The sequence below is a fragment of the Actinomycetospora succinea genome, assembly GCF_004363095.1.
Taxonomy (GTDB): Bacteria; Actinomycetota; Actinomycetes; order Mycobacteriales; family Pseudonocardiaceae; genus Actinomycetospora; species Actinomycetospora succinea.
Genome location: NZ_SNYO01000001.1, coordinates 70,999 through 88,105 on the forward strand (window position 1 = coordinate 70,999; position 17,107 = coordinate 88,105).

Consider the following 17,107-nt stretch of genomic DNA (forward strand, 5'->3'; position numbering starts at 1 on the left):
CTCCGGGATGCTCAGGCGCGGGTCTGGATGACGAGGTCGCCGGCGCCGTCGACGACGGCGTCCTGGTCCGGGCCGATGACGACCGTGGTGTCGGCGAGCTCGACGATCGCGAGGCCGTCGATGGTCATGCCGTCGTGGAGCTGGTCGCCGCGCAGGACGGTGGCGTCGCGCCACGTCCCGCCGCTGAAGACTGGGCGGGTGGCGGCGGATCCGCCGGCGACCGCGCTGTGGTCGGCGACCGCGGTGAGCTCCGCGCGCGGCACCGGGCTGGTCGCGACGACACGGAACGTCGTGATCTCCACGCCGCCCTCGAGGAACGCCGCGCCCTTGCCGAAGCGGCCCTCGTACTGCTCGACGAACCGCTCGACCATCCCGTTCACGTCGGCGGCGGTGAGCGCGCCCGCGCCGGTGTCGAGGGTGACGGTCAGGACGTGGATCTGGGCGCGGAACCGGATCTCGACGGAACGGACGAGGGAGATCGAGTCCTTGTCGGCGCCGGCGGCCACGAGGTCGCGGGTGGCGCGGGCCGCGAGCTCGTCGAAGGTGGCGTCCAGGGTCTCCGGCGGGAGCGCCCCGGCGTGGTCGGTGGTGCCGGGCGGGGTCTGCATCGGCTGCGAGATCTCCTCGACCATCGTCAGGTCGGAGCAGCCGATCCCGAACGCCGAGTGCACCGAGGCCGTGATCGGCACGATGATCTGCGGGCAGCCCAGCTCGGCGCCGTAGGAGAACGCGTGCAGGGGGCCCGCCCCGCCGTAGGCGAAGACGGCGAAGTCGGTGGGGTCGTAGCCCTGCTCGACGGTCACCTGGCGGACGAGGTCGGCCATGCGCGAGTCGACGATCGTCTTGATGCCCTCCGCGGCCGCCTCGACCGAGAGCCCCGCGGGCCGCGCGACGTGCGTCTCGATCGCCGTCCGGGCGCGCTCGACGTCGAGGGTGAGCCGCCCGCCGAGGAAGTTCTCGGGGTTGAGGTAGCCCAGCACGAGGTCGGCGTCGGCGACCGTCGGCCGCTCGCCGCCGCGGCCGTAGCAGGCCGGGCCCGGACGGGCGCCCGCGCTCTCCGGCCCGACCTGGAGCACGCCGTTGCGCACCGAGGCGATCGACCCGGCGCCGGCGCCGATCGCCCGCACCGCCACCGACGGCAGGGCGAGCTCGTCGCGTCCGATCAGGGTGGTGTTCGACATGACCGGGAGGCCGTCGAGGACCAGTCCGACGTCGAAGCTCGTGCCGCCCATGTCGGTGGTGACGACGTTGCGGTGCCCCGAGCGCGTGCCCAGGAACTGGGAGGCGATGACCCCTCCCACCGGCCCGGACATGACCGTGGCCGCGGCCCGCTTCTCGACCTCGGAGAAGGTCGCGAGCCCGCCGTTGGACTGCATCAGCAGCGGCCCGCTGCGCAGCCCGGCCCTGGTCAGGGTGTTCTCGAAGCTGTCGAGCGAGGTCTTGAGCACCGGGCGCAGGCTCGCGTTGACCGCGGTGGTGAGAGTGCGCTCGTACTCGCCGATGCGGGGGAGGAACTCGCTCGAGAGCGTCACCCCGAGCTCGGGCGCCTCCTCCGCGACGATCTCGGCGACCCGGCGCTCGTGCTCGTCGTTCGCGAACGACCAGAGCAGGGCCACGGCGATCACCTCGGCGCCGCGATCGCGCAGGGCCCGCACGGCGCGCCGGACGTCGTCCTCGTCGAGCGGGCAGACGACGCGGCCGGCGTAGTCGACGCGCTCGGTGACCTCCTCGGTCATCGCGCGCGGTACCGCCGTCGGCTGCTTGACCAGGGTCCGGAAGCGCTTGATGTCCTCCTCGTCGAGCCCGATGCTCTTGAAGCCCCGCATGATCGTCAGGGTGTCGCCGAAGCCCCGGGTCTGGATGAGCCCGACGCGGCGGGCCCGGCCCTCGAGCATCGCGTTGGTGGCGATCGTCGTGCCGTGGGCGAACACCTCGACCTGCCCGAGCAGCTCCTCCAGGTCGACCCCCCGCTCCTGCGCGGCGTCGACCAGGGTGTCCAGCACGCCCTCGGCGGGGTTGTCGGGCACCGTCGAGGACTTGTACCGCCCGACGTTGCCGTCCTGGTCGATGACGACCGTGTCGGTGAACGTGCCCCCGATGTCCGAGGCGACGTAGTAGGTGGGCATGGCTGGGTCACTCCTTCGTGGACCGGAGGCCGGGGACGTCGGGGGAGTCCGCGTCGTGCTCGGCGCGGAGCTCGTCGATCGTGGTCTGGACATGGGCGCGGGCCAGGCGCTCGGCGTCGTCCTCGGCGCCGTCCTCGATCGCGGAGGCGATGCCCTCGTGCTCGGCGATCGCCCGCTGTGCCCGCGCGGGATCGACGAGCGCGACGGGGGCGAAGACCTGCGCGGTCATGCGCAGCAGCGGGGCCTGGCCGACCAGGAACTCGTTGCCGCTGAGGTAGAGGATCTGCTCGTGGAAGTCGACGTTGGCGCCGGTGTAGGCCCGCGGCGACCACGGCTCGAGCGCCGCGCGCTGTGTCGCGATGACGCGCCGCAGGTCGCGGCAGCGCGCCGGGCTGGGGCGTAGCCGCGCGGCCAGCCGGGCCGCGAGCCCGTCGACCACGGCCCGCAGCTCGTAGGCCTGCAGCAACGTCGCGACGTCCCCGGTGACCACGCGGGCGCCCTGACCGGGCGCGACCCGGATCAGTCCTTCCTGCTCGAGGACCCGGAGGGCCTCGCGCAGCGGCGTCCGGCTCACCCCGAGCTCCGCGGCCAGGTTCTCCTGCGGCAGGCGCGCCCCGCCGGGGTAGCGACCGCTGTAGATGCGCTCACGGAGGACCGCGGCGAGCTCGTCGACCAGCTGCACGCCCGCCTCCTCCGGTACTGGATACAGCAGCGGGAGACTGGACTGTGACGCGGACGATAGTCAAGCACCGAGGATGTTTCCGCTGGTCAGGTGCCCTTGACGGGCGGCTTCCTGCTGTCGGAGCGGTCCGACGGCCGCTCTTGACTTGCGACGAGTGCGCCCTGCATCCTGCGCGGAGTCGCTGCTGGTCTGACCAGATCGGCGGCCCGACACCGTCGTCTCGAGGAGCCGTCCATGAGCTCGAGCCCGGGCTTCGCGCTGCCCGACCTCCCCGCCGGTCTGCCGATCGGCGGGGGCTGGCGGGCCGACGTCGCGAGCGCGCCCGTCGTGTTCCCCTTCGACGGCTCGACCGTCACCCAGGCACCCGTGGGCACCGTCGAGCTCGCCCGCGACGCGGTCGCCGCCGGGGCCGCGGTGCGCCGCGAGGTCGGCGCCCTGAGCTCGGCGACGCGGCGGGCGATCCTGCTCGACGTCGAGCGCGAGCTCGCGGCGCACACCGACGCCTTCGTCGAGCTCCTCATCGCCGAGACCGGCAAGACCCGTGCCGACTGCGCCGTCGAGTTCTCCCGCACGCTGTTCACCTGGACCGCGGCCGCCGAGGAGATCGCGCACCTGCACGGGGAGACCGTCCCGCTCGACCTGCAGGCCTCCGGCGAGGGCATGATCGGCTACTGGACGCGGCGGCCGATCGGGCTCGTCGTCGGCATCGCGGGGTTCAACGGGCCGGTGCTGCTCGCCTCGCACAAGATCGCGCCGTCGATCGCGGCGGGCTGCCCGGTCATCTGCAAGCCGGCCCCGGCCACACCGCTCGCCACCCTGTGGCTCGCCGACATCGTGCGGCGCGTCGCGGTGTCCCACGGGGCGCCGCCGGCGATGGTCCAGGTCGTCACCGGTGACGCCGAGGTCGGCAAGGTCCTGGTCACCGCGCCGGAGGTGGCCGCGGTGTCGTTCACCGGGTCGGCCGCCGTGGGCCACCAGATCGCCCGGGACGCGGCCCCGCGCAAGACGCTGCTCGAGCTCGGCTCGAACGCCGCGCTGATCGTCGACGCGGACGCCGACCTCGACCGCGCCGTCGACGCGGTGCTGCGGGGCGGGTTCTACTTCAACGGCCAGGCCTGCATCGCCGTGCAGCGCGTCATCGTGTGCGAGCCGGTGCGCGAGGAGTTCCTGGGCGCGCTGACCGCCCGGATCGGCGAGCTGACCACCGGGGACCCGCGCGACCCCGCCACGCGCATCGCCCCGCTGATCAACGAGGCGTCCACGCGCCGGGTCGTCGACTGGATCGAGGAGGCCGAGCAGGCCGGCGCGAAGATCGTGCACGGCGGGCGCGTCGTCGAGCGCTCCCTCGAGCCGACGATCCTGCTCGACGTGCCCGAGGACCGGCAGGCCTGGTGCGAGGAGATCTTCGCCCCGGTGGTGGCCGTGAACTCGGTGCCCGACCTGGAGACCGCCCTGCAGACCGCCAACCGGTCCCGCTACGGGCTGCACGCGAGCGTGTTCACCCGCTCGCTGGCGAGCGCGTTCCGGGCGATCGAGGAGCTCGAGGTCGGCGGCGTGATCGTCAACGAGGTGCCCGGATTCCGGTCGGACATCATGCCCTACGGCGGGGTCAAGGACTCCGGTGTCGGGCGCGAGGGCCCCCGTTTCGCCATCGAGGAACTGACGGTGACACGCATGGCCGTCATCCGCCCCCAGTGACCCGGACCAGGAGCGTCGCGTGACCGACTACCAGAAGCTGTTCGACCTCCGGGGCCGCCGGGCGCTGCTGCTCGGCGCCGGCGGGATCGGCCGCGAGGCGGGGCTCGCCCTCGCCGCCCAGGGCGCCGAGGTCGTCTGCGCCGACCGCGACCCGGACACCGCGAAGGCCACCGCGGACGCCATCGCCGGCGAGGGAGGCCTGGCCGGCGCGGTCGAGCTCGACATCACCGACGCCGGCGGCCTCGAGCGCCACCTCGGCGAGGTGGGCGACCTCGACGTCGCCGTCCTCACCGCCGCGATGAACGTGCGCAAGCGGCTGCTCGACTACAGCCCCGAGGAGTTCGACCGGGTCGTCGGGCTGAACCTGCGCGGGACCTTCAACGTGCTGCGCGCGGTCGGGGCCCGCATGGTCGCCCGCGGGTCGGGCAGCATCATCGCGTTCTCCTCGATCCGCGCCCGGACCGTGGAGCCGGGCCAGGGCGTCTACGCGGCGACCAAGGCGGGGCTGGAATCGCTCGTGCGCACCGCCGCGGTCGAGTTCGGCGAGGCCGGCGTGCGCGTCAACGCCGTCGCGCCCGGCGTGGTGGAGACCCCGCTGACCGCGCAGATCAAGGCGGATCCGGACTGGTACCGCGCCTACGCCACCAAGGGCGCGCTGGGGCGGTGGTCGCTGCCGTCCGAGCTCGCCGGCGCCGTGGTGTACCTCGCGTCCGACGCCTCGAGCTACGTCACCGGCTCCACCCTGAGCGTGGACGGCGGGTGGACCGCCGTCGACGGCCGCTTCACCCCGCCGGCCTGACCCGTCGCTACCGTGGCGTGCGGGGAGGGGCGCTGATGACGGACACGGGCAGGACGGCGACCGCCGAGCACCGCGCGTACCGCCGCGTCGTCGACGACGTCGAGGCGCGCATCGCGTCCGGCGAGCTGCGTCCGGGCGACCGGCTGCCCAGCGAGCGGGAGCTCGTCGACCGCTACGGCATCGCCCGGTCGTCGGTCCGGGAGGCCCTGCGCGTCCTCGAGAGCCTCGAGCTCGTGCGCTCGGCCCCGCGGGATCCGCGCGGGCCCCTCGTCCTGCCGATCACCTCCGCGCCGATCCGGCGGTCGCTGGGCCTGCTGACCTCGAGCCGGACCATCTCGCTGCCCCAGCTCGTGCAGCTGCGGATGGTCATCGACGCGTCGACCAACCTCATGGCCGCGCTGCGCCGGACCCCCGAGCACCTCGTCGCCCTCGAGCGCAACATGGCGCGGATGCGCGGACTGCTCCACCACTCGTACGCGGAGTTCGGGCGCGCCGACCTGGAGTTCCACGAGATCCTCGCCGACGCCGCGGGCCACGAGCTCGTGCGTCTCTACGGCGAGGCCGTGCGGGAGGCGGTCCTCGAGCTGATCCAGCAGACGATCCTCGACGCCGACGACCAGGAGGCGCACAAGCTGCGCTCCATCCGTCACCACACCGCGGTGTTCGACGCGATCAGCGCCGGCGACGGGCGGGCCGCGTCGCGCCTGGCGCGCGAGAGCCTGTACCAGTACTACGCCGACCACGTCGGCGACGAGGACCGGGAGATCATGGCCGCCCTCGTCAGCGAGTGCGGCGGTCGCGTCGACCCCTGACGCCCGTCTAGCCCGCGCCGCGCGAGGGGGAGCGGCCGTTCGCCCGGTCCTGACCGGGCGGGACGGCCGGGGGCCCGACGGACCGGCCTTCGGCGCGGCCGTTGCGTCCGGCCTGCCCGGGAGGCGCGGTCGGCGGGCCCACGGCGCGGCCGTTGCCGCCGGTGCCGTTGCTGCCGTCGTCCCGGGACGCGCCGGGTGCCCGGGACGGTGACGCGGTGTCGGCGTCCGGCGCGCTGCCGGAGCGAGGGGCGTCCTGGGCCCCGGGAGAGGTCCTCGTCGTGCTCGACGCCGGTGCCGTCGGACCGGCGGTCGGCGCACTCGTCGGCTCGACGCCGGGGGAGGAGGCCGCCGCGCAGAAGCGGTCGACGTTCCCGGCGCCGCCGGCCGCGGCGACGAGCGCGGCGAACGCCGGGTCGGTGTCGCGGGTGGGGGCGGCGGCTCCCCAGGCTCGACAGGTCGCGACGCGGACCGGGTCGGGGAGGTACCCGGGGCCTCCGGCCCCTGCCGGCGGCGGAGCGGTGACCGACGACGCGGGGGGTGCGGTCGGGGCCCCGTCGTGGAGCGCCACCGCGACGGTGCCGACGGCGACGCCCGCGCCGGCCAGGGCGAGGGCGAGCGCGGAGGCCAGCCCGGTCGGCGTCCGCCACCGGGCTCGCCGGGTGGCGGCACCGTCGGCCGGAGGGGCCACCGAGCCGAGCGTCACCGCGGCACCGTGGGCCGCCACGAACGCGCGGGTCGCGGCGTCCTCACCGACGACCTCCTCGCGGTGCGCCGGTCCGGAGGCGGCCGCGAGCAGGTCGCGGAGCGGTCCGCTGCCCCCGCCGTCGAGCAGGTCCTCCGCCTGGGCCCGGGACGGCCGTCGACGCACGCTCATGGGGAGTCCTCCGGCGCGCTCGGGCTCCGGTCGAACCGGCGGGCGAGGGTCTTCAGACCGCGGTGGGCCGCGACACGCACGGCGCCGGCCCGCTTGCCGAGCACGGTGCCCGCCGCCTCGGCGCTGAGGCCGACGACCGCGCGCAGGAGCACGGCCTCAGCCTGGTCCCGCGGCAACGAGGCGATGATCTCGACCGCCTGCGCGGTGGACAGGGCCGCGATCGCCGCCTCGGCGGTGTCGCCGCCGGCGGTGAGGTCGGCGAGGTCCGGCACCACCTGCAGGCCCCGGGGGTCGGCGGGGCGCCGGGTGCGCGACTTGATGAGGTCCAGCGCGCGGTGGCGCGTGATGCTCGCGGCCCACCCGCGGAAGCCGTCGAGGTCACCGAAGAACGTCGGGAGGTCGCGGGCGATCTGGAGCCACGCCTCGCCGGTGACGTCGTCGGCGTCCTGCCCGACCAGCGCGCGGGCGTAGCGGAACAGGCGCGGCTGGAGCTCGCGGTAGAGCACCACGAACCCCGCCGAGTCGCCGCTCATCGCCCTGCGCAGGGCGTCCTCGAGGTCGTCGGAGTCGTCGGGCACCGGGTCAGGCCGTGATCCGACGGGCCGGGTGTCGTCGGGTCGCAGGGCCGCCGGCGGGGTGTGCGCGGGGCCGGTCACGACACCGCACCCGCCGCGCCCGTCCGGCGCCCCCCGCGCCGGCGCCGGACGGGCTCGGAGCCCCGGGACGGGCCCTGGCGCCGCGCGCCCGGGCCGGCCCGAGGACGTCCCAGCGAACGCCGCTGCTCCTGCCCGGGCAGCAGCACCTCGGGCCCGTGGGTGCGCCGGACCGCCACGACAGCACACCCCTCTCGGCCGGATCGGCCCGCGCACCCCCCGACGGGTCGCGCGCGGGCCCACCTCCAGCCAGCGACACCACGCGGCAGGCCGTTACACCCGAGCCGGTCAGGACCTCTCCGCCTCGCCCGCCGGAGCACCGCCGAGCCGGAGGTCCGAGGTCACCGCGTCGTCGTCGGCGGTCGCCAGGGGCTCGGTCGGCCGAGCGGACCGTTCACCGACCGCCGCGGACTCGTCGGTGTCGTCCGGCGACCCCACGTCCCGGCAGGTGGCGTCATAGATCGGTGTCTCGCTGCTCACGGCGCCACCGACCGGCCGCCGAGCACGATCACCGCGTTGATCAGCAGGCCTTCGCCGTCGACCCGTCGCAGCAGATAGCGGTACCGGTCGTGGAGCAGGGCCCGCCCCTCCGCGTCGTGGAAGGTCCAGCGGACCCCGATCTCGACGATCCGGGCCGCCGGAGTGGACACCGTCTCGACCACGGAGGTCGGCGACACCAGTCCACGACGCCGGTGGTCGTCGACGACCTGGCGGAACCCCTCGGCGACCTCCCGGGTGGACGTGAAGACGGCGGAGCCCCACTCGGTGACGTACAGCAGCGGGGGGACGTGGCACGCCGCGATCGCGGTCAGGTCCCCGGCCGCGAACGCATCGCCGAGACGCGCGAGGAACTGGACGAGCTCCCGACGCCGGCCGGGCTCGACGCGCCGGAGTGCGCGCGCGGTGTCCGCGGAGGGTCCCCGGCCGACGCCGTCCCGGGGGCCGGTCCTGCGGTCCGGCAATGCCCGCGTCATCGCCCGGGCTCCCGCCGTTGTTCGGTCACGGCGCCTCAGCGACGGCGCCGCTCCTCGTGTTACACCCCGGTCGGGGTTCACGGGTGCCGGGTGTCCGGTCGGCGCCGCGCCTGCGTCCCGTCGAGGTAGAAGGCGGGCGCCACGACGCCCGTGCCACATTCCGGGCAGTGGCGACGTTCCCGCCGTCCGTCGTCGACGAGTGCCCCGGGCGGGAACGCCCGGACCCGTCCACGGCACCGCTCGCCGGGACAGATCATTTCCTGGTGCCACACCAGGTGGTCACCGAGCGCTGCCGGTCGCGTCGTGCGGGCCTCGACCGGCAGGCCTTCGGGGTCCGTCGCAGGGACGTCGTGCACGGGGACTCCTCGTGACAGCGGTGAGCCGGGGGTGGCCCGTGGGCGTCACCCGCTGGTCTCGAGGTGATTGCTGGTTCGGATCGCCACGCCGCTCGCCACCGTTAACCGGAGCGCGGAAGTGGGGCGTGTTGCCGGGCGGCGGTGGTGCACGTGGAGCAGCCGACGCCGCCCTCGCCGCGGCATCCGGACCCGTCGGGGCGTGACCGGCGACGACGGGATGCCGCACGATGACCGTCGACGCGAGGAGGTGGCGACCGATGGCTCCCGGCCGGCGCAGGACGAACAGTCACCACGTCGACTACGTCGACGTCTTCGGAGCCGGGTCCCTCACCGGCAACCCCGTCGCGGTCGTGCACGACGCCGACGACCTCGACGAGGACACCATGGCGGCCGTCGCGCGGTGGACCGACCTCAGCGAGACGACGTTCCTGCTCCCCGCCACCGACCCGCGGGCCGACTACCGGCTGCGCATCTTCACCCCCGATCGGGAGCTGCCCTTCGCCGGGCACCCGACGCTCGGGTCGGCGCACGCCTGGTTGCAGGCCCGCCGCGGTCCAGGCCCCGTCGAGGGGCTCGTCCAGGAGTGCGGGATCGGGCTGGTGCGGCTGCGTGACGATGACGGTCGGCTGGCGTTCGCGGCACCGCCCCTGATCCGCGAGGGACCGGTCGACGCCGATCAGCTCGCCCCGTTGCTCGACGCGCTCGGCCTCGACCCGGCCGCGGTGGAGGCACGATGGATCGACAACGGACCGGGGTGGGTCGGGCTGCTGCTGCGCGAGCCCGCGACGGTGCTCCGCCTCGCGCCCCGGTTGCTGGCCGGCTTCCGATCGGTGGGCGTCGCCGCGACCTACCCCGCCGGGCATCCCTCCTCGGTCGAGGTCCGCGCCTTCATCGGTGACGCCGACGTGGTCCGCGAGGACCCGGTCACCGGCAGCCTGCACGCCGCCCTCGCCCGCTGGCTCGTGTTCTCCGGACGCCTGCCGGCGCACTACGTCGGTACCCAGGGCAGCTGCCTCGGGCGCGACGGACGCGTGCACGTCGACCGCCTCGGTGACGAGCTCTGGGTCGGCGGCACCACCGTCACCGTGATCAGCGGCGACCTCGAGCTCGACGGCCGGTGATCCGCGCCGGCGCACCTGGGTCCTCGACGAGCTCGGGGAAGTGCCGGACCCACCGTCGCTGCCACGGGGTCTGCACCGCGCGGTGGTGGAAGTGGCGTCGCGTCCAGTTCACGGCGTGGTCCGGCGGCAGGCCGTCGAGGATCGCGAGGCACGCGATGACGGTGCCGGTCCTCCCCTTCCCGGCGCGGCACGCCGCCTCGACCCGCCGCCCCGCGCGGGCGTCCCGGTGGAGCTGCTCGATCCCGCGGGCGGCGTCGAGGGGGTCGATCGGCAGGCCGAAGTCCGGCCAGTCGAGCCTCCGGTGCGGCCACGCGGGCTCGTAGTCGACACCGAGGTAGAGCCCGAACTCCGGGGCGCGTCCGCCGGGCAGCGGGTTCTGCACCCCCCGACCCCGGACGACGGTGCCCCCGGGGAGGACGACGGTTCCCCGCCAGTCGTCGGTCTCGTCTCGGGCCGCCATGCCGTCCACTGTGCCGGACGGTGTGTGGTGGTCAGCCTGGCGTCGGAGAGGATCCCGGTGTCCCGCCCGACGGCCTCGCGGGCCTCGTCGCCGTGCCCGCCGGCGAGGCGCTGGTCGTCGTCCGGGTGGGAGCCGTCGTGGTGGCGGGGTCCGTCGTGGCGGTGGTGGTCGTGGTGGTCGTCGTGGTGGTGGCGGTGCTGGTCGGAGTCGTGGTCGTGGTCGTCGTGTCGGGGCTCGAGGTCACCGAGCCCGTCCCCGGGCCCGCCGCGGACGCGTATCCGTACCGCCACGGCGGCGCGTCGATCACGTAGACATCGTTGGTGGCCACGTCGACGACGGTGAGGTCGTCGAGGAGCACGGGCGCGGGCCGCACGACCACGACATTGCTCTGCACGAAGGTCGGCCACGCCGTTCCGATGAACCGCATCGAGAGGTCGCGCGGAGGTTCGGACAGCGGGTTGCCGCAGTAGCACTTGACCCGTGGGGTGCCGTACCCGTCGACCAGGACCGCGGTGCCGCTCTGGAGGATCGCGGCACGGCTGGTGAGGTGCCCGTCGGCGTACCCGTGGTTGGTCACCGCGGTGTCCGCGCGAAGGACCACCGGACTCAGGTGCGCCAGGAAGTCACCGATCTGGCTCGGTTCGATCCCCTCGGCCTGGGCCCACGCCGCGCCGACATCGGGGTGGCCGGCGAGGAAGTCCGCGATCCCGTCGCGCTGACACGTGTTGCTCCCGCTGCCGCCGAACAGACCCGGGGTGTGGCCCCCCACCGGGCCGGCTGCCGCGTCGGGCGAGGCGACGCCGGGAGTGTCGGTGCCGCCGGCCTGCGGCAGGAACGGATTGGCCTGGGCGGTGTTCACCGGCTCGAGGGTCGTCTCGCTCGCCGCCGCCGGCGGCCCCGCCACCAGCACCACGACCGCGAGCCCGGCCACGACGAGCGCCAGCACGACCGCGGCCGCCGCGATCAGCCAGCGCCCTGACATCGTGACCGTGCGGCCGGGGCCTGCGGAGACCGCCCGGGGGCCGTTCGTCGAGCCCGACCCGCGCGGGGCCGAGGCGGGGGTTCCTGCGGCCGGAGTGCCCGGGGCGGCGAGTGCCGGGGGCGGGCCCAGCCCGGCCGGCGGCATCGGCGGGACCATCGGGCGGGCGGCGGTCCGACCGGTCGGGACGGGGCCCGTCGGTGGGCGCAGTGCGCCGTGTGGCCCCGTCGGGGGTCCACCGACGCTCGGGCCGGTGCCGGGTTGGTTCATGGTCGTCGTCAGCGGCGCGGCTCCGCTGCGTGGCCCGGTGAACAGGCCGCGGTCGTCGACGTGGCCGCGGCCGGACATCGCCGCGGCGCCGAGCACGATCGCGTGCTTGGGGTGGGCGTCGACCGCGGTGGGGCGGCCGAGCTCCGCGGAGACCATCTGCGAGACCAAGGGGATGCGTGACGAGCCGCCGACGAGCAGCACGGTGCTCAGGTGGTCGGGCGCGACGCCCGCCGAGAGCAGCGCCCGGTTCAGCGCCTCGATGGTCGCGCTGATCGAGGGCCGGATCATCTCCTCGACCTCGCCGCGCGTGAGGCGCACCTCGGTCTGCAGCCTCGGCAGCATCACCGGGATCGTGGTCTCGGTGTCGGCCGAGAGGGCCTCCTTGGCCCGCGCGCAGTCCTGGCGCAGGCGGATGACGGCGCTGGTGTCGTGCGGGTCCGACGGGTCGAGGGTCGAGAGCGGACCACCGAGACTGCGGTCGACGTGGTCGAACACGGCCTCGTCGAAGTCGACCCCGCCGAGCCCTTCGAGACCCTCGGGCGTCCCGAGGATCTCGAAGCCCTTGCCGACCGTGCGCAGGACCGTGGCGTCGAACGTCCCGCCGCCGAGGTCGTAGACGGCGACGAGCGCGCCCTCCTCGAGCCGCTCGTTGGCGGCGTAGTGCGCGGCCGCCCCCTCCGGCTCGGAGAGCATCCGGACCCGACCGAGGCCGGCCGTCCTCGGGATCTGGCTGAACAGCTCCCTCTTGTACGGACCCCAGTTCGCGGGGTGGGTGAGGGTCACCACGTCCGGGGCGCCGCCCTCGCGCTCGCTCACCAGCGTCACCACGTCGCGCAGCTGCCGACCCATCAGGTGCGCCGCTGCGTACGGGCTCCCACCGAGCACCAGGGGCATCGGGTCACCGAGGCGTCGCTTCACCTCGCGGGCGACGCGGTCGGGCTCCGTCACCGCGCGGCGATCGGCGGCGTCGCCGGTGAGGATCGTGCCGTCGTCGCGGACGAGGACCACCGACGGCACCGCCGCCGACCGGTCGCCGAGCGTCACCATCTCGACGCGCCCGTGGCGCTCGACCGCAGCGGCGGTGAACGTGGTGCCGAGGTCGACACCGAGCCCGTATCCCACCGGTCTTCCCCCTCGCCTCTCTCGCGAGTTCTGTAGCCGCGCGCGACGTGCTCGGACCCTCAGATGATTCGGACGTGCGCCGAACTCCTCCCCGGCGTTCTCCTGTCCGCTACACAAGTCGTGGTCGAACTCTCACGGAGCGTCGACGTGGATCGCACCGTTCTCGGCCATTCGAACCCGACAAGCGTAGCGAGCTGGTCGCTTCGTCGACACGGAGAACGAGTTGCTGTTCGAGCTCCTCGATCTGATCCGCGGCCTCAGTTCAGTGCCGACCCCGTCGTGGGAGCTTCCGTCGCGATGACGCAGGCCACGTAGACGGAGTTCTTGCCCAGCGAGGTCACGACACCGTGCATCCGTGCGGGCATGTAGCGATCGTCGTTCCGGACGTCGTTGCGGAGATCGGTCCGGAAGGAGTTCGTGCACTGCTCACCGGACTGCGCCTCGGCGCCGCCCTCCCATGTCAGGTTCGGGTAGGCGAGGGTGTTCACGACCTGGCGGGTGTGCGGGCTCGAGCACGAGACGGGAGAGACCTCGTCGACGCCGACGGTCGACCCGTCGGCGGGGATCGGTGCGGAGTTGAAGCAGTCGCCGTTCTTGAGCTGGAGCAACGTGACGGGCCCCGGACCGGGCGAACCGGTCGACCCCGGGCCCGTGGCGGGAGCGACCGACGGGCCGCGGACGAGCGCGACCACCAGCGCGATCACGAAGAAGAGGACGGGGACACCGACCAGGACCGCGGCGATGATGCCGACGACGCGGAGCGCGCTGCGCCGGTGCGGAGGCGGCGGAGGGGACGGCGGGGGATAGCCGGTCGGCGGTGAGGGTGGTCCCCAGGCGGGGTCGCCCTGGCCGCCGGGATAGTGGCCGCCGGAGTAGTGGCCGCCGGAGGACTGCGTGCTGGTCATGGTTCTCTCCTGGTGTGAGGTGGTCGCGCCGTGCGCTCGCACCGCCCCCGGACACGTTGCTGTCGTCGATCGCGTCGCCGGGGGTCGGGCCCAGGAATATCGTCCGCGGGTCCGGAAATGCGGGACCATGACTGCGGAGTAAGGGTGTGCTACCGGCCCGGGCACAATTCACTCACCTGCGGGTGAGGTGCGGAGTTGCCCACGCATCCTCGCCCCGGAATGACAGAAGTCTGATCTCGGGCGCGGAATCGTGGCTCCGTGGCGATGGTAGTGAGGGGCGCCGCGGCGGATTCTCGCGGCCCCGACCCAGCTTCATCCTCCGGTCTGCGCCGGGGCCGTTCGACCGTTGCGGACGGGGTCACCCGGTCGGACCGTCACGTCTCGGAAGTCGTTGGCGATCTTCGTGGCGAGGGCTCTGCTCGAGCCGGCTGGCTTCGGTCGTGGCAGACGCGTGGTCATCGAGGTGTCAGGGGGCTGTTGGTGCCGCAGGTGTTCAGGGTTCCGCCGAACTGGCCGGCTCCTCCCAGCGGGTGGGTGCCACCGTCGGGCTGGCAGCCCGATCCGTCGTGGGGTCCTGCTCCTCACGGGTGGGTGTTCTGGGTCGAGGAGCCCTTGGTCCCTGCCCGACAGGACCCGTCAGCAGAAGGGCATGCGCCCGTCCAGCAGTCGCGAGTCACTCCGTCGGCAGCGACGCACGCCTCGTCCACGCCGCCGGCCGACGAACCGGCGAGCTCGAAGCTGCCGACGCCGGCTGTATCGCCGAAGCTCGATTCGCAGTCGGCGGTCCCGCTGTTCGGCGCGCGGAAGCACGCTCGTGAGCTGGCCTCAACGCTGAGCGAGGCGCAGCGGGAGAATGCTTTCCTGCGAGACGAGCTCAGCCGGCTCGGTGCTTTGACTGTGGTCGAGCTGCGGGAGCAGGCCGACCGCGCACTACAGGAGTCTGAGGCACAGCAGCGCCGAGCCAAGGACGAGCTCGATTCCCTCCGAGCAGAACTGGCCACGGTCACGGCGGAGTTGCAAGAAGCGAAGCAGTCGGTCGTCGAGACCCGGGAGGCAGCCCTGCTTCAGGAGGTGGGGGTCTACCAGTACCACCACCCCCTCGACGACGCGCTGGCCTACAAGACCGAGCTCGCCAAGGTGCGGGACCTGATGAAGGCCATGAACCTGAAGGACGGAGGCGCTGTCACCGGCGCCACGGACTGGACGGTAAACGGGTCGGCCGCCCAGGGCCGAGCGATGGTGCGTGAGACCTCCAAGCTCATGCTGCGCGCCTACAACGCGGAAGCGGACAACCTTGTTCGGGGGCTGAAGCCCTACAAGCTCCAGTCAGCGTGCGACCGGCTGAACAAAGTCGTCGCGACCATCGAGAAGCTCGGGAAGACGGTGCACATCCGCGTCACTCCCCAGTACCACGCACTGCGGCTGCAGGAGCTCACCCTCACCGCGGACTACCTGGAGAAGGTCGCACGCGAGAAGGAGCTCGAGCGGGAGGAGAAGGCCCGGCTCCGCGAGGAACGCAGGGCGCAGGAGGAGATCGAACGCGAGCGGTCGCGCCTCGAAAAGGAGCGCCAGCACTATCTCAACGCCCTGAGCAAGCTCGGCGACTCAGGGGATACGGAAGCCATCGAGCGTCTGCGCGCCGAGCTCGCCGAGATCGACGCCGCCATCGAAGACGTCGACTACCGGGCGGCCAACATCCGCGCCGGCTACGTCTACGTCATCAGCAACATCGGAGCCTTCGGCCCGGACGTCGTGAAGATCGGCATGACCCGCCGCCTCGACCCGATGGACCGAGTGCGCGAGCTCGGGGACGCGTCGGTCCCGTTCCGGTTCGACGTCCACGCCCTGCAGTTCTCCAAGGACGCTGTCGGGATCGAGAGCCGCCTGCACGCCCACTTCGCCGCGCGGCGGGTGAACCAGGTCAACCAGCGCCGCGAGTTCTTCTACGCCACGCCGACCGAGGTCCGGGAGCAACTCCTCAGCCTCGCCGGCGACATCCTGACCTTCGAGGAGGACGCCGAGGCGCTGGAGTACCGGCAGAGCTCGCGCCTCACCGGCAGAGTCGCGACCCCGAGCGCAGCTGCTTGAACCGCCGGGAAGCCGTGGGCGAGTCGTCGTTCGCCCTGCCGGTGGTGTGAGGGGCGCCCCGACGAGCCGGATGATCCTGACGACGTCGACCGGGGGAGGGCCGTGGCATGGCGGGATTCACGTTCACGGGGTCGCTGCTGACTCCCCGCGGGGCGTTCGGCGCGACGAGGCTCGACGACGCGCGGGTCCTCGTCGCCGGGGGGCTGGGTGCCGACGGGTCGGGAGTGCTCGACACCGAGGTGTACGACCAGACCACCGGGCAGTGGACCAGCGCCGGTGCGCTGCACGGCGTCCACGTGCGGCCGCAACTGGTGGCCACCGATCAGGGCGCGGCCCTCATCGGCGGCGATCCCGCGGGCGGCGACGTCCGGCTGGAGATCTGGGACGCCACGACGACCACCTGGCGGTCACACCTCGTTGACCCCTACCTGGCCGCGGCGGACGGGGCGCGGTTCTCGACCGACCACCTCGACGTGGTGTGCGGAGCACGCGCACCGCTGGACCCGCTCGGCACGGGCCGCTTCGTGCAGATCTCGCTCGCCGACGGCTCGGTGACCCGGATGCCGACCCCGGGCTACGACCGGGCGCACGCCTTCGTGGCGGCGCTCGCCGACGGCTCGATCTTGGCCTGCTCGGGCAGCGGGACGGCGATCGGCTCGGCAGGCGTGCCCGTCGAGTACCTCGCGCGGACCTGCGAGCTGTTCGAGCCGGTCGAGGGAACGTGGCGACCGCTCGGGCGGCTCGCCGTCCCCCACATCAGCCTGGACCGCGCAGGCGAGTGCCTGGCGGTTCTCGACGTGGACGCCCTGATGGTCGGCGGCAGCGACCAGACCGACACCTACACCGACATCGTCGAGCACTTCTCGGCGTCGACGGGACGGTGGAGCCGCCGTGCGCCACTTCCCGATCGTCGCGACCTCCACACGACCACGACGCTCGACTCGACCACCGTGCTCGTCATCGGCGGTGAGGGCGAGACCGGGGTGCGGGCGGACGGCTACACCTACGACGTCACCACCGACGTGTGGAGCCCGCTCGACGCGATGAACCGGCCACGCCTGGGACACGCCGCGGTGGTCCTGTCCGACAACTCCGTGCTGGTCGTCGGCGGCGCCGAGGACGGGAGCTGCGAACTCCTCGCATGACGACAGGAGTCGGAAGCGGCCGACGGTAACGGCAGACCGGACA

Annotated in this window: 17 protein-coding genes; 6 read left to right on the forward strand and 11 right to left on the reverse strand. The window is 73.6% G+C overall.

What is annotated here, in order from left to right; genetic code table 11:
• Window positions 1-11: 11 nt before the first annotated feature.
• Window positions 12-2,126, reverse strand: a complete 2,115-nt coding sequence (locus tag EV188_RS00345; RefSeq protein ID WP_133824279.1) for a hydantoinase/oxoprolinase family protein — start codon at window positions 2,124-2,126, stop codon at window positions 12-14.
• 7 nt (window positions 2,127-2,133) lie between these two features.
• Entirely contained in the window at window positions 2,134-2,808 is a 675-nt protein-coding gene (locus EV188_RS00350) for a GntR family transcriptional regulator (RefSeq protein WP_133824280.1), read from the reverse strand.
• A 234-nt stretch (window positions 2,809-3,042) separates the two neighbouring features.
• Between EV188_RS00350 and EV188_RS00355 the strand changes: the two genes are divergently transcribed.
• Genes EV188_RS00355 through EV188_RS00365 form a run of 3 tightly spaced genes read left to right on the forward strand, consistent with a single transcriptional unit; the run spans window position 3,043 to window position 6,117 of the window.
• Window positions 3,043-4,506: an aldehyde dehydrogenase family protein gene (locus tag EV188_RS00355; protein ID WP_133824281.1), complete on the forward strand. Its 1,464-nt coding sequence runs from the start codon at window positions 3,043-3,045 to the stop codon at window positions 4,504-4,506.
• Between the two features lie 19 nt (window positions 4,507-4,525).
• Window positions 4,526-5,305: an SDR family NAD(P)-dependent oxidoreductase gene (locus tag EV188_RS00360; RefSeq protein ID WP_133824282.1), complete on the forward strand. Its 780-nt coding sequence runs from the start codon at window positions 4,526-4,528 to the stop codon at window positions 5,303-5,305.
• 35 nt (window positions 5,306-5,340) lie between these two features.
• On the forward strand, window positions 5,341-6,117 hold the full coding sequence (locus tag EV188_RS00365; RefSeq protein WP_133824283.1) for a FadR/GntR family transcriptional regulator: 777 nt from the start codon (window positions 5,341-5,343) through the stop codon (window positions 6,115-6,117).
• A gap of 7 nt (window positions 6,118-6,124) precedes the next feature.
• Here EV188_RS00365 and EV188_RS00370 read toward each other — a convergent pair whose 3' ends face one another.
• The 6 genes from EV188_RS00370 to EV188_RS00395 form a co-directional block, all read right to left on the reverse strand.
• Entirely contained in the window at window positions 6,125-6,991 is an 867-nt protein-coding gene (locus EV188_RS00370; protein ID WP_133824284.1) for a hypothetical protein, read from the reverse strand.
• Complete coding sequence (locus EV188_RS00375) at window positions 6,988-7,569, reverse strand: RNA polymerase sigma factor (protein WP_243741377.1); 582 nt, start codon at window positions 7,567-7,569, stop codon at window positions 6,988-6,990. Before EV188_RS00375 ends, EV188_RS00370 begins: the two co-directional genes overlap by 4 nt.
• 74 nt (window positions 7,570-7,643) lie before the next feature.
• Window positions 7,644-7,823 carry a hypothetical protein gene (locus EV188_RS00380; RefSeq protein WP_133824285.1) on the reverse strand — a complete coding sequence of 60 codons (180 nt, stop codon included), beginning with the start codon at window positions 7,821-7,823 and terminating at the stop codon, window positions 7,644-7,646.
• Window positions 7,824-7,932: 109 nt separating this feature from the next.
• Complete coding sequence (locus tag EV188_RS32095) at window positions 7,933-8,124, reverse strand: hypothetical protein (RefSeq protein WP_133824286.1); 192 nt, start codon at window positions 8,122-8,124, stop codon at window positions 7,933-7,935.
• Window positions 8,121-8,618, reverse strand: a complete 498-nt coding sequence (locus EV188_RS00390) for a type 2 periplasmic-binding domain-containing protein (RefSeq protein WP_133824287.1) — start codon at window positions 8,616-8,618, stop codon at window positions 8,121-8,123. The genes EV188_RS32095 and EV188_RS00390 overlap by 4 nt, the downstream gene beginning before the upstream one ends.
• A gap of 77 nt (window positions 8,619-8,695) precedes the next feature.
• Window positions 8,696-8,974 (reverse strand): hypothetical protein, encoded by a 279-nt coding sequence (locus EV188_RS00395; RefSeq protein ID WP_133824288.1) that lies wholly within the window; start codon window positions 8,972-8,974, stop codon window positions 8,696-8,698.
• 257 nt (window positions 8,975-9,231) lie between these two features.
• Between EV188_RS00395 and EV188_RS00400 the strand changes: the two genes are divergently transcribed.
• The gene (locus EV188_RS00400) at window positions 9,232-10,095 is read left to right on the forward strand and encodes a PhzF family phenazine biosynthesis protein (protein WP_133824289.1); all 864 of its coding nucleotides are present in this window, start codon (window positions 9,232-9,234) and stop codon (window positions 10,093-10,095) included.
• Here EV188_RS00400 and EV188_RS00405 read toward each other — a convergent pair.
• The 3 genes from EV188_RS00405 to EV188_RS00415 form a co-directional block, all read right to left on the reverse strand.
• Window positions 10,064-10,555 carry a protein-tyrosine phosphatase family protein gene (locus EV188_RS00405; RefSeq protein ID WP_133824290.1) on the reverse strand — a complete coding sequence of 164 codons (492 nt, stop codon included), beginning with the start codon at window positions 10,553-10,555 and terminating at the stop codon, window positions 10,064-10,066. The genes EV188_RS00400 and EV188_RS00405 overlap by 32 nt on opposite strands.
• A gap of 31 nt (window positions 10,556-10,586) precedes the next feature.
• A complete protein-coding gene (locus EV188_RS32350; protein WP_243741379.1) occupies window positions 10,587-12,926 on the reverse strand; it encodes an Hsp70 family protein in 2,340 nt (779 codons plus the stop codon).
• 257 nt (window positions 12,927-13,183) lie between these two features.
• Window positions 13,184-13,831: a hypothetical protein gene (locus EV188_RS00415; protein WP_133824291.1), complete on the reverse strand. Its 648-nt coding sequence runs from the start codon at window positions 13,829-13,831 to the stop codon at window positions 13,184-13,186.
• Window positions 13,832-14,422: 591 nt separating this feature from the next.
• On the opposite strand from EV188_RS00415, the gene EV188_RS00420 reads away from it, so the two are divergent.
• Window positions 14,423-15,919, forward strand: coding sequence for an SNIPE associated domain-containing protein (locus tag EV188_RS00420; RefSeq protein WP_208113924.1), 1,497 nt, complete (start codon window positions 14,423-14,425; stop codon window positions 15,917-15,919).
• 107 nt (window positions 15,920-16,026) lie between these two features.
• Complete coding sequence (locus EV188_RS00425) at window positions 16,027-17,064, forward strand: Kelch repeat-containing protein (RefSeq protein WP_133824292.1); 1,038 nt, start codon at window positions 16,027-16,029, stop codon at window positions 17,062-17,064.
• The last annotated feature ends 43 nt before the right edge of the window (window positions 17,065-17,107 follow it).

Coding starts and splice junctions, on each gene's coding strand:
- EV188_RS00355 (WP_133824281.1), top strand. CDS start 3,043: ATGAGCTCGAGCCCGGGCTTCGCGCTGCCCGACCTCCCCGCCGGTCTG.
- EV188_RS00425 (WP_133824292.1), top strand. CDS start 16,027: ATGGCGGGATTCACGTTCACGGGGTCGCTGCTGACTCCCCGCGGGGCG.
- EV188_RS00370 (WP_133824284.1), bottom strand. CDS start 6,991: ATGAGCGTGCGTCGACGGCCGTCCCGGGCCCAGGCGGAGGACCTGCTC.
- EV188_RS00345 (WP_133824279.1), bottom strand. CDS start 2,126: ATGCCCACCTACTACGTCGCCTCGGACATCGGGGGCACGTTCACCGAC.
- EV188_RS00365 (WP_133824283.1), top strand. CDS start 5,341: ATGACGGACACGGGCAGGACGGCGACCGCCGAGCACCGCGCGTACCGC.
- EV188_RS00405 (WP_133824290.1), bottom strand. CDS start 10,555: ATGGCGGCCCGAGACGAGACCGACGACTGGCGGGGAACCGTCGTCCTC.
- EV188_RS00390 (WP_133824287.1), bottom strand. CDS start 8,618: ATGACGCGGGCATTGCCGGACCGCAGGACCGGCCCCCGGGACGGCGTC.
- EV188_RS00400 (WP_133824289.1), top strand. CDS start 9,232: ATGGCTCCCGGCCGGCGCAGGACGAACAGTCACCACGTCGACTACGTC.
- EV188_RS00415 (WP_133824291.1), bottom strand. CDS start 13,831: ATGACCAGCACGCAGTCCTCCGGCGGCCACTACTCCGGCGGCCACTAT.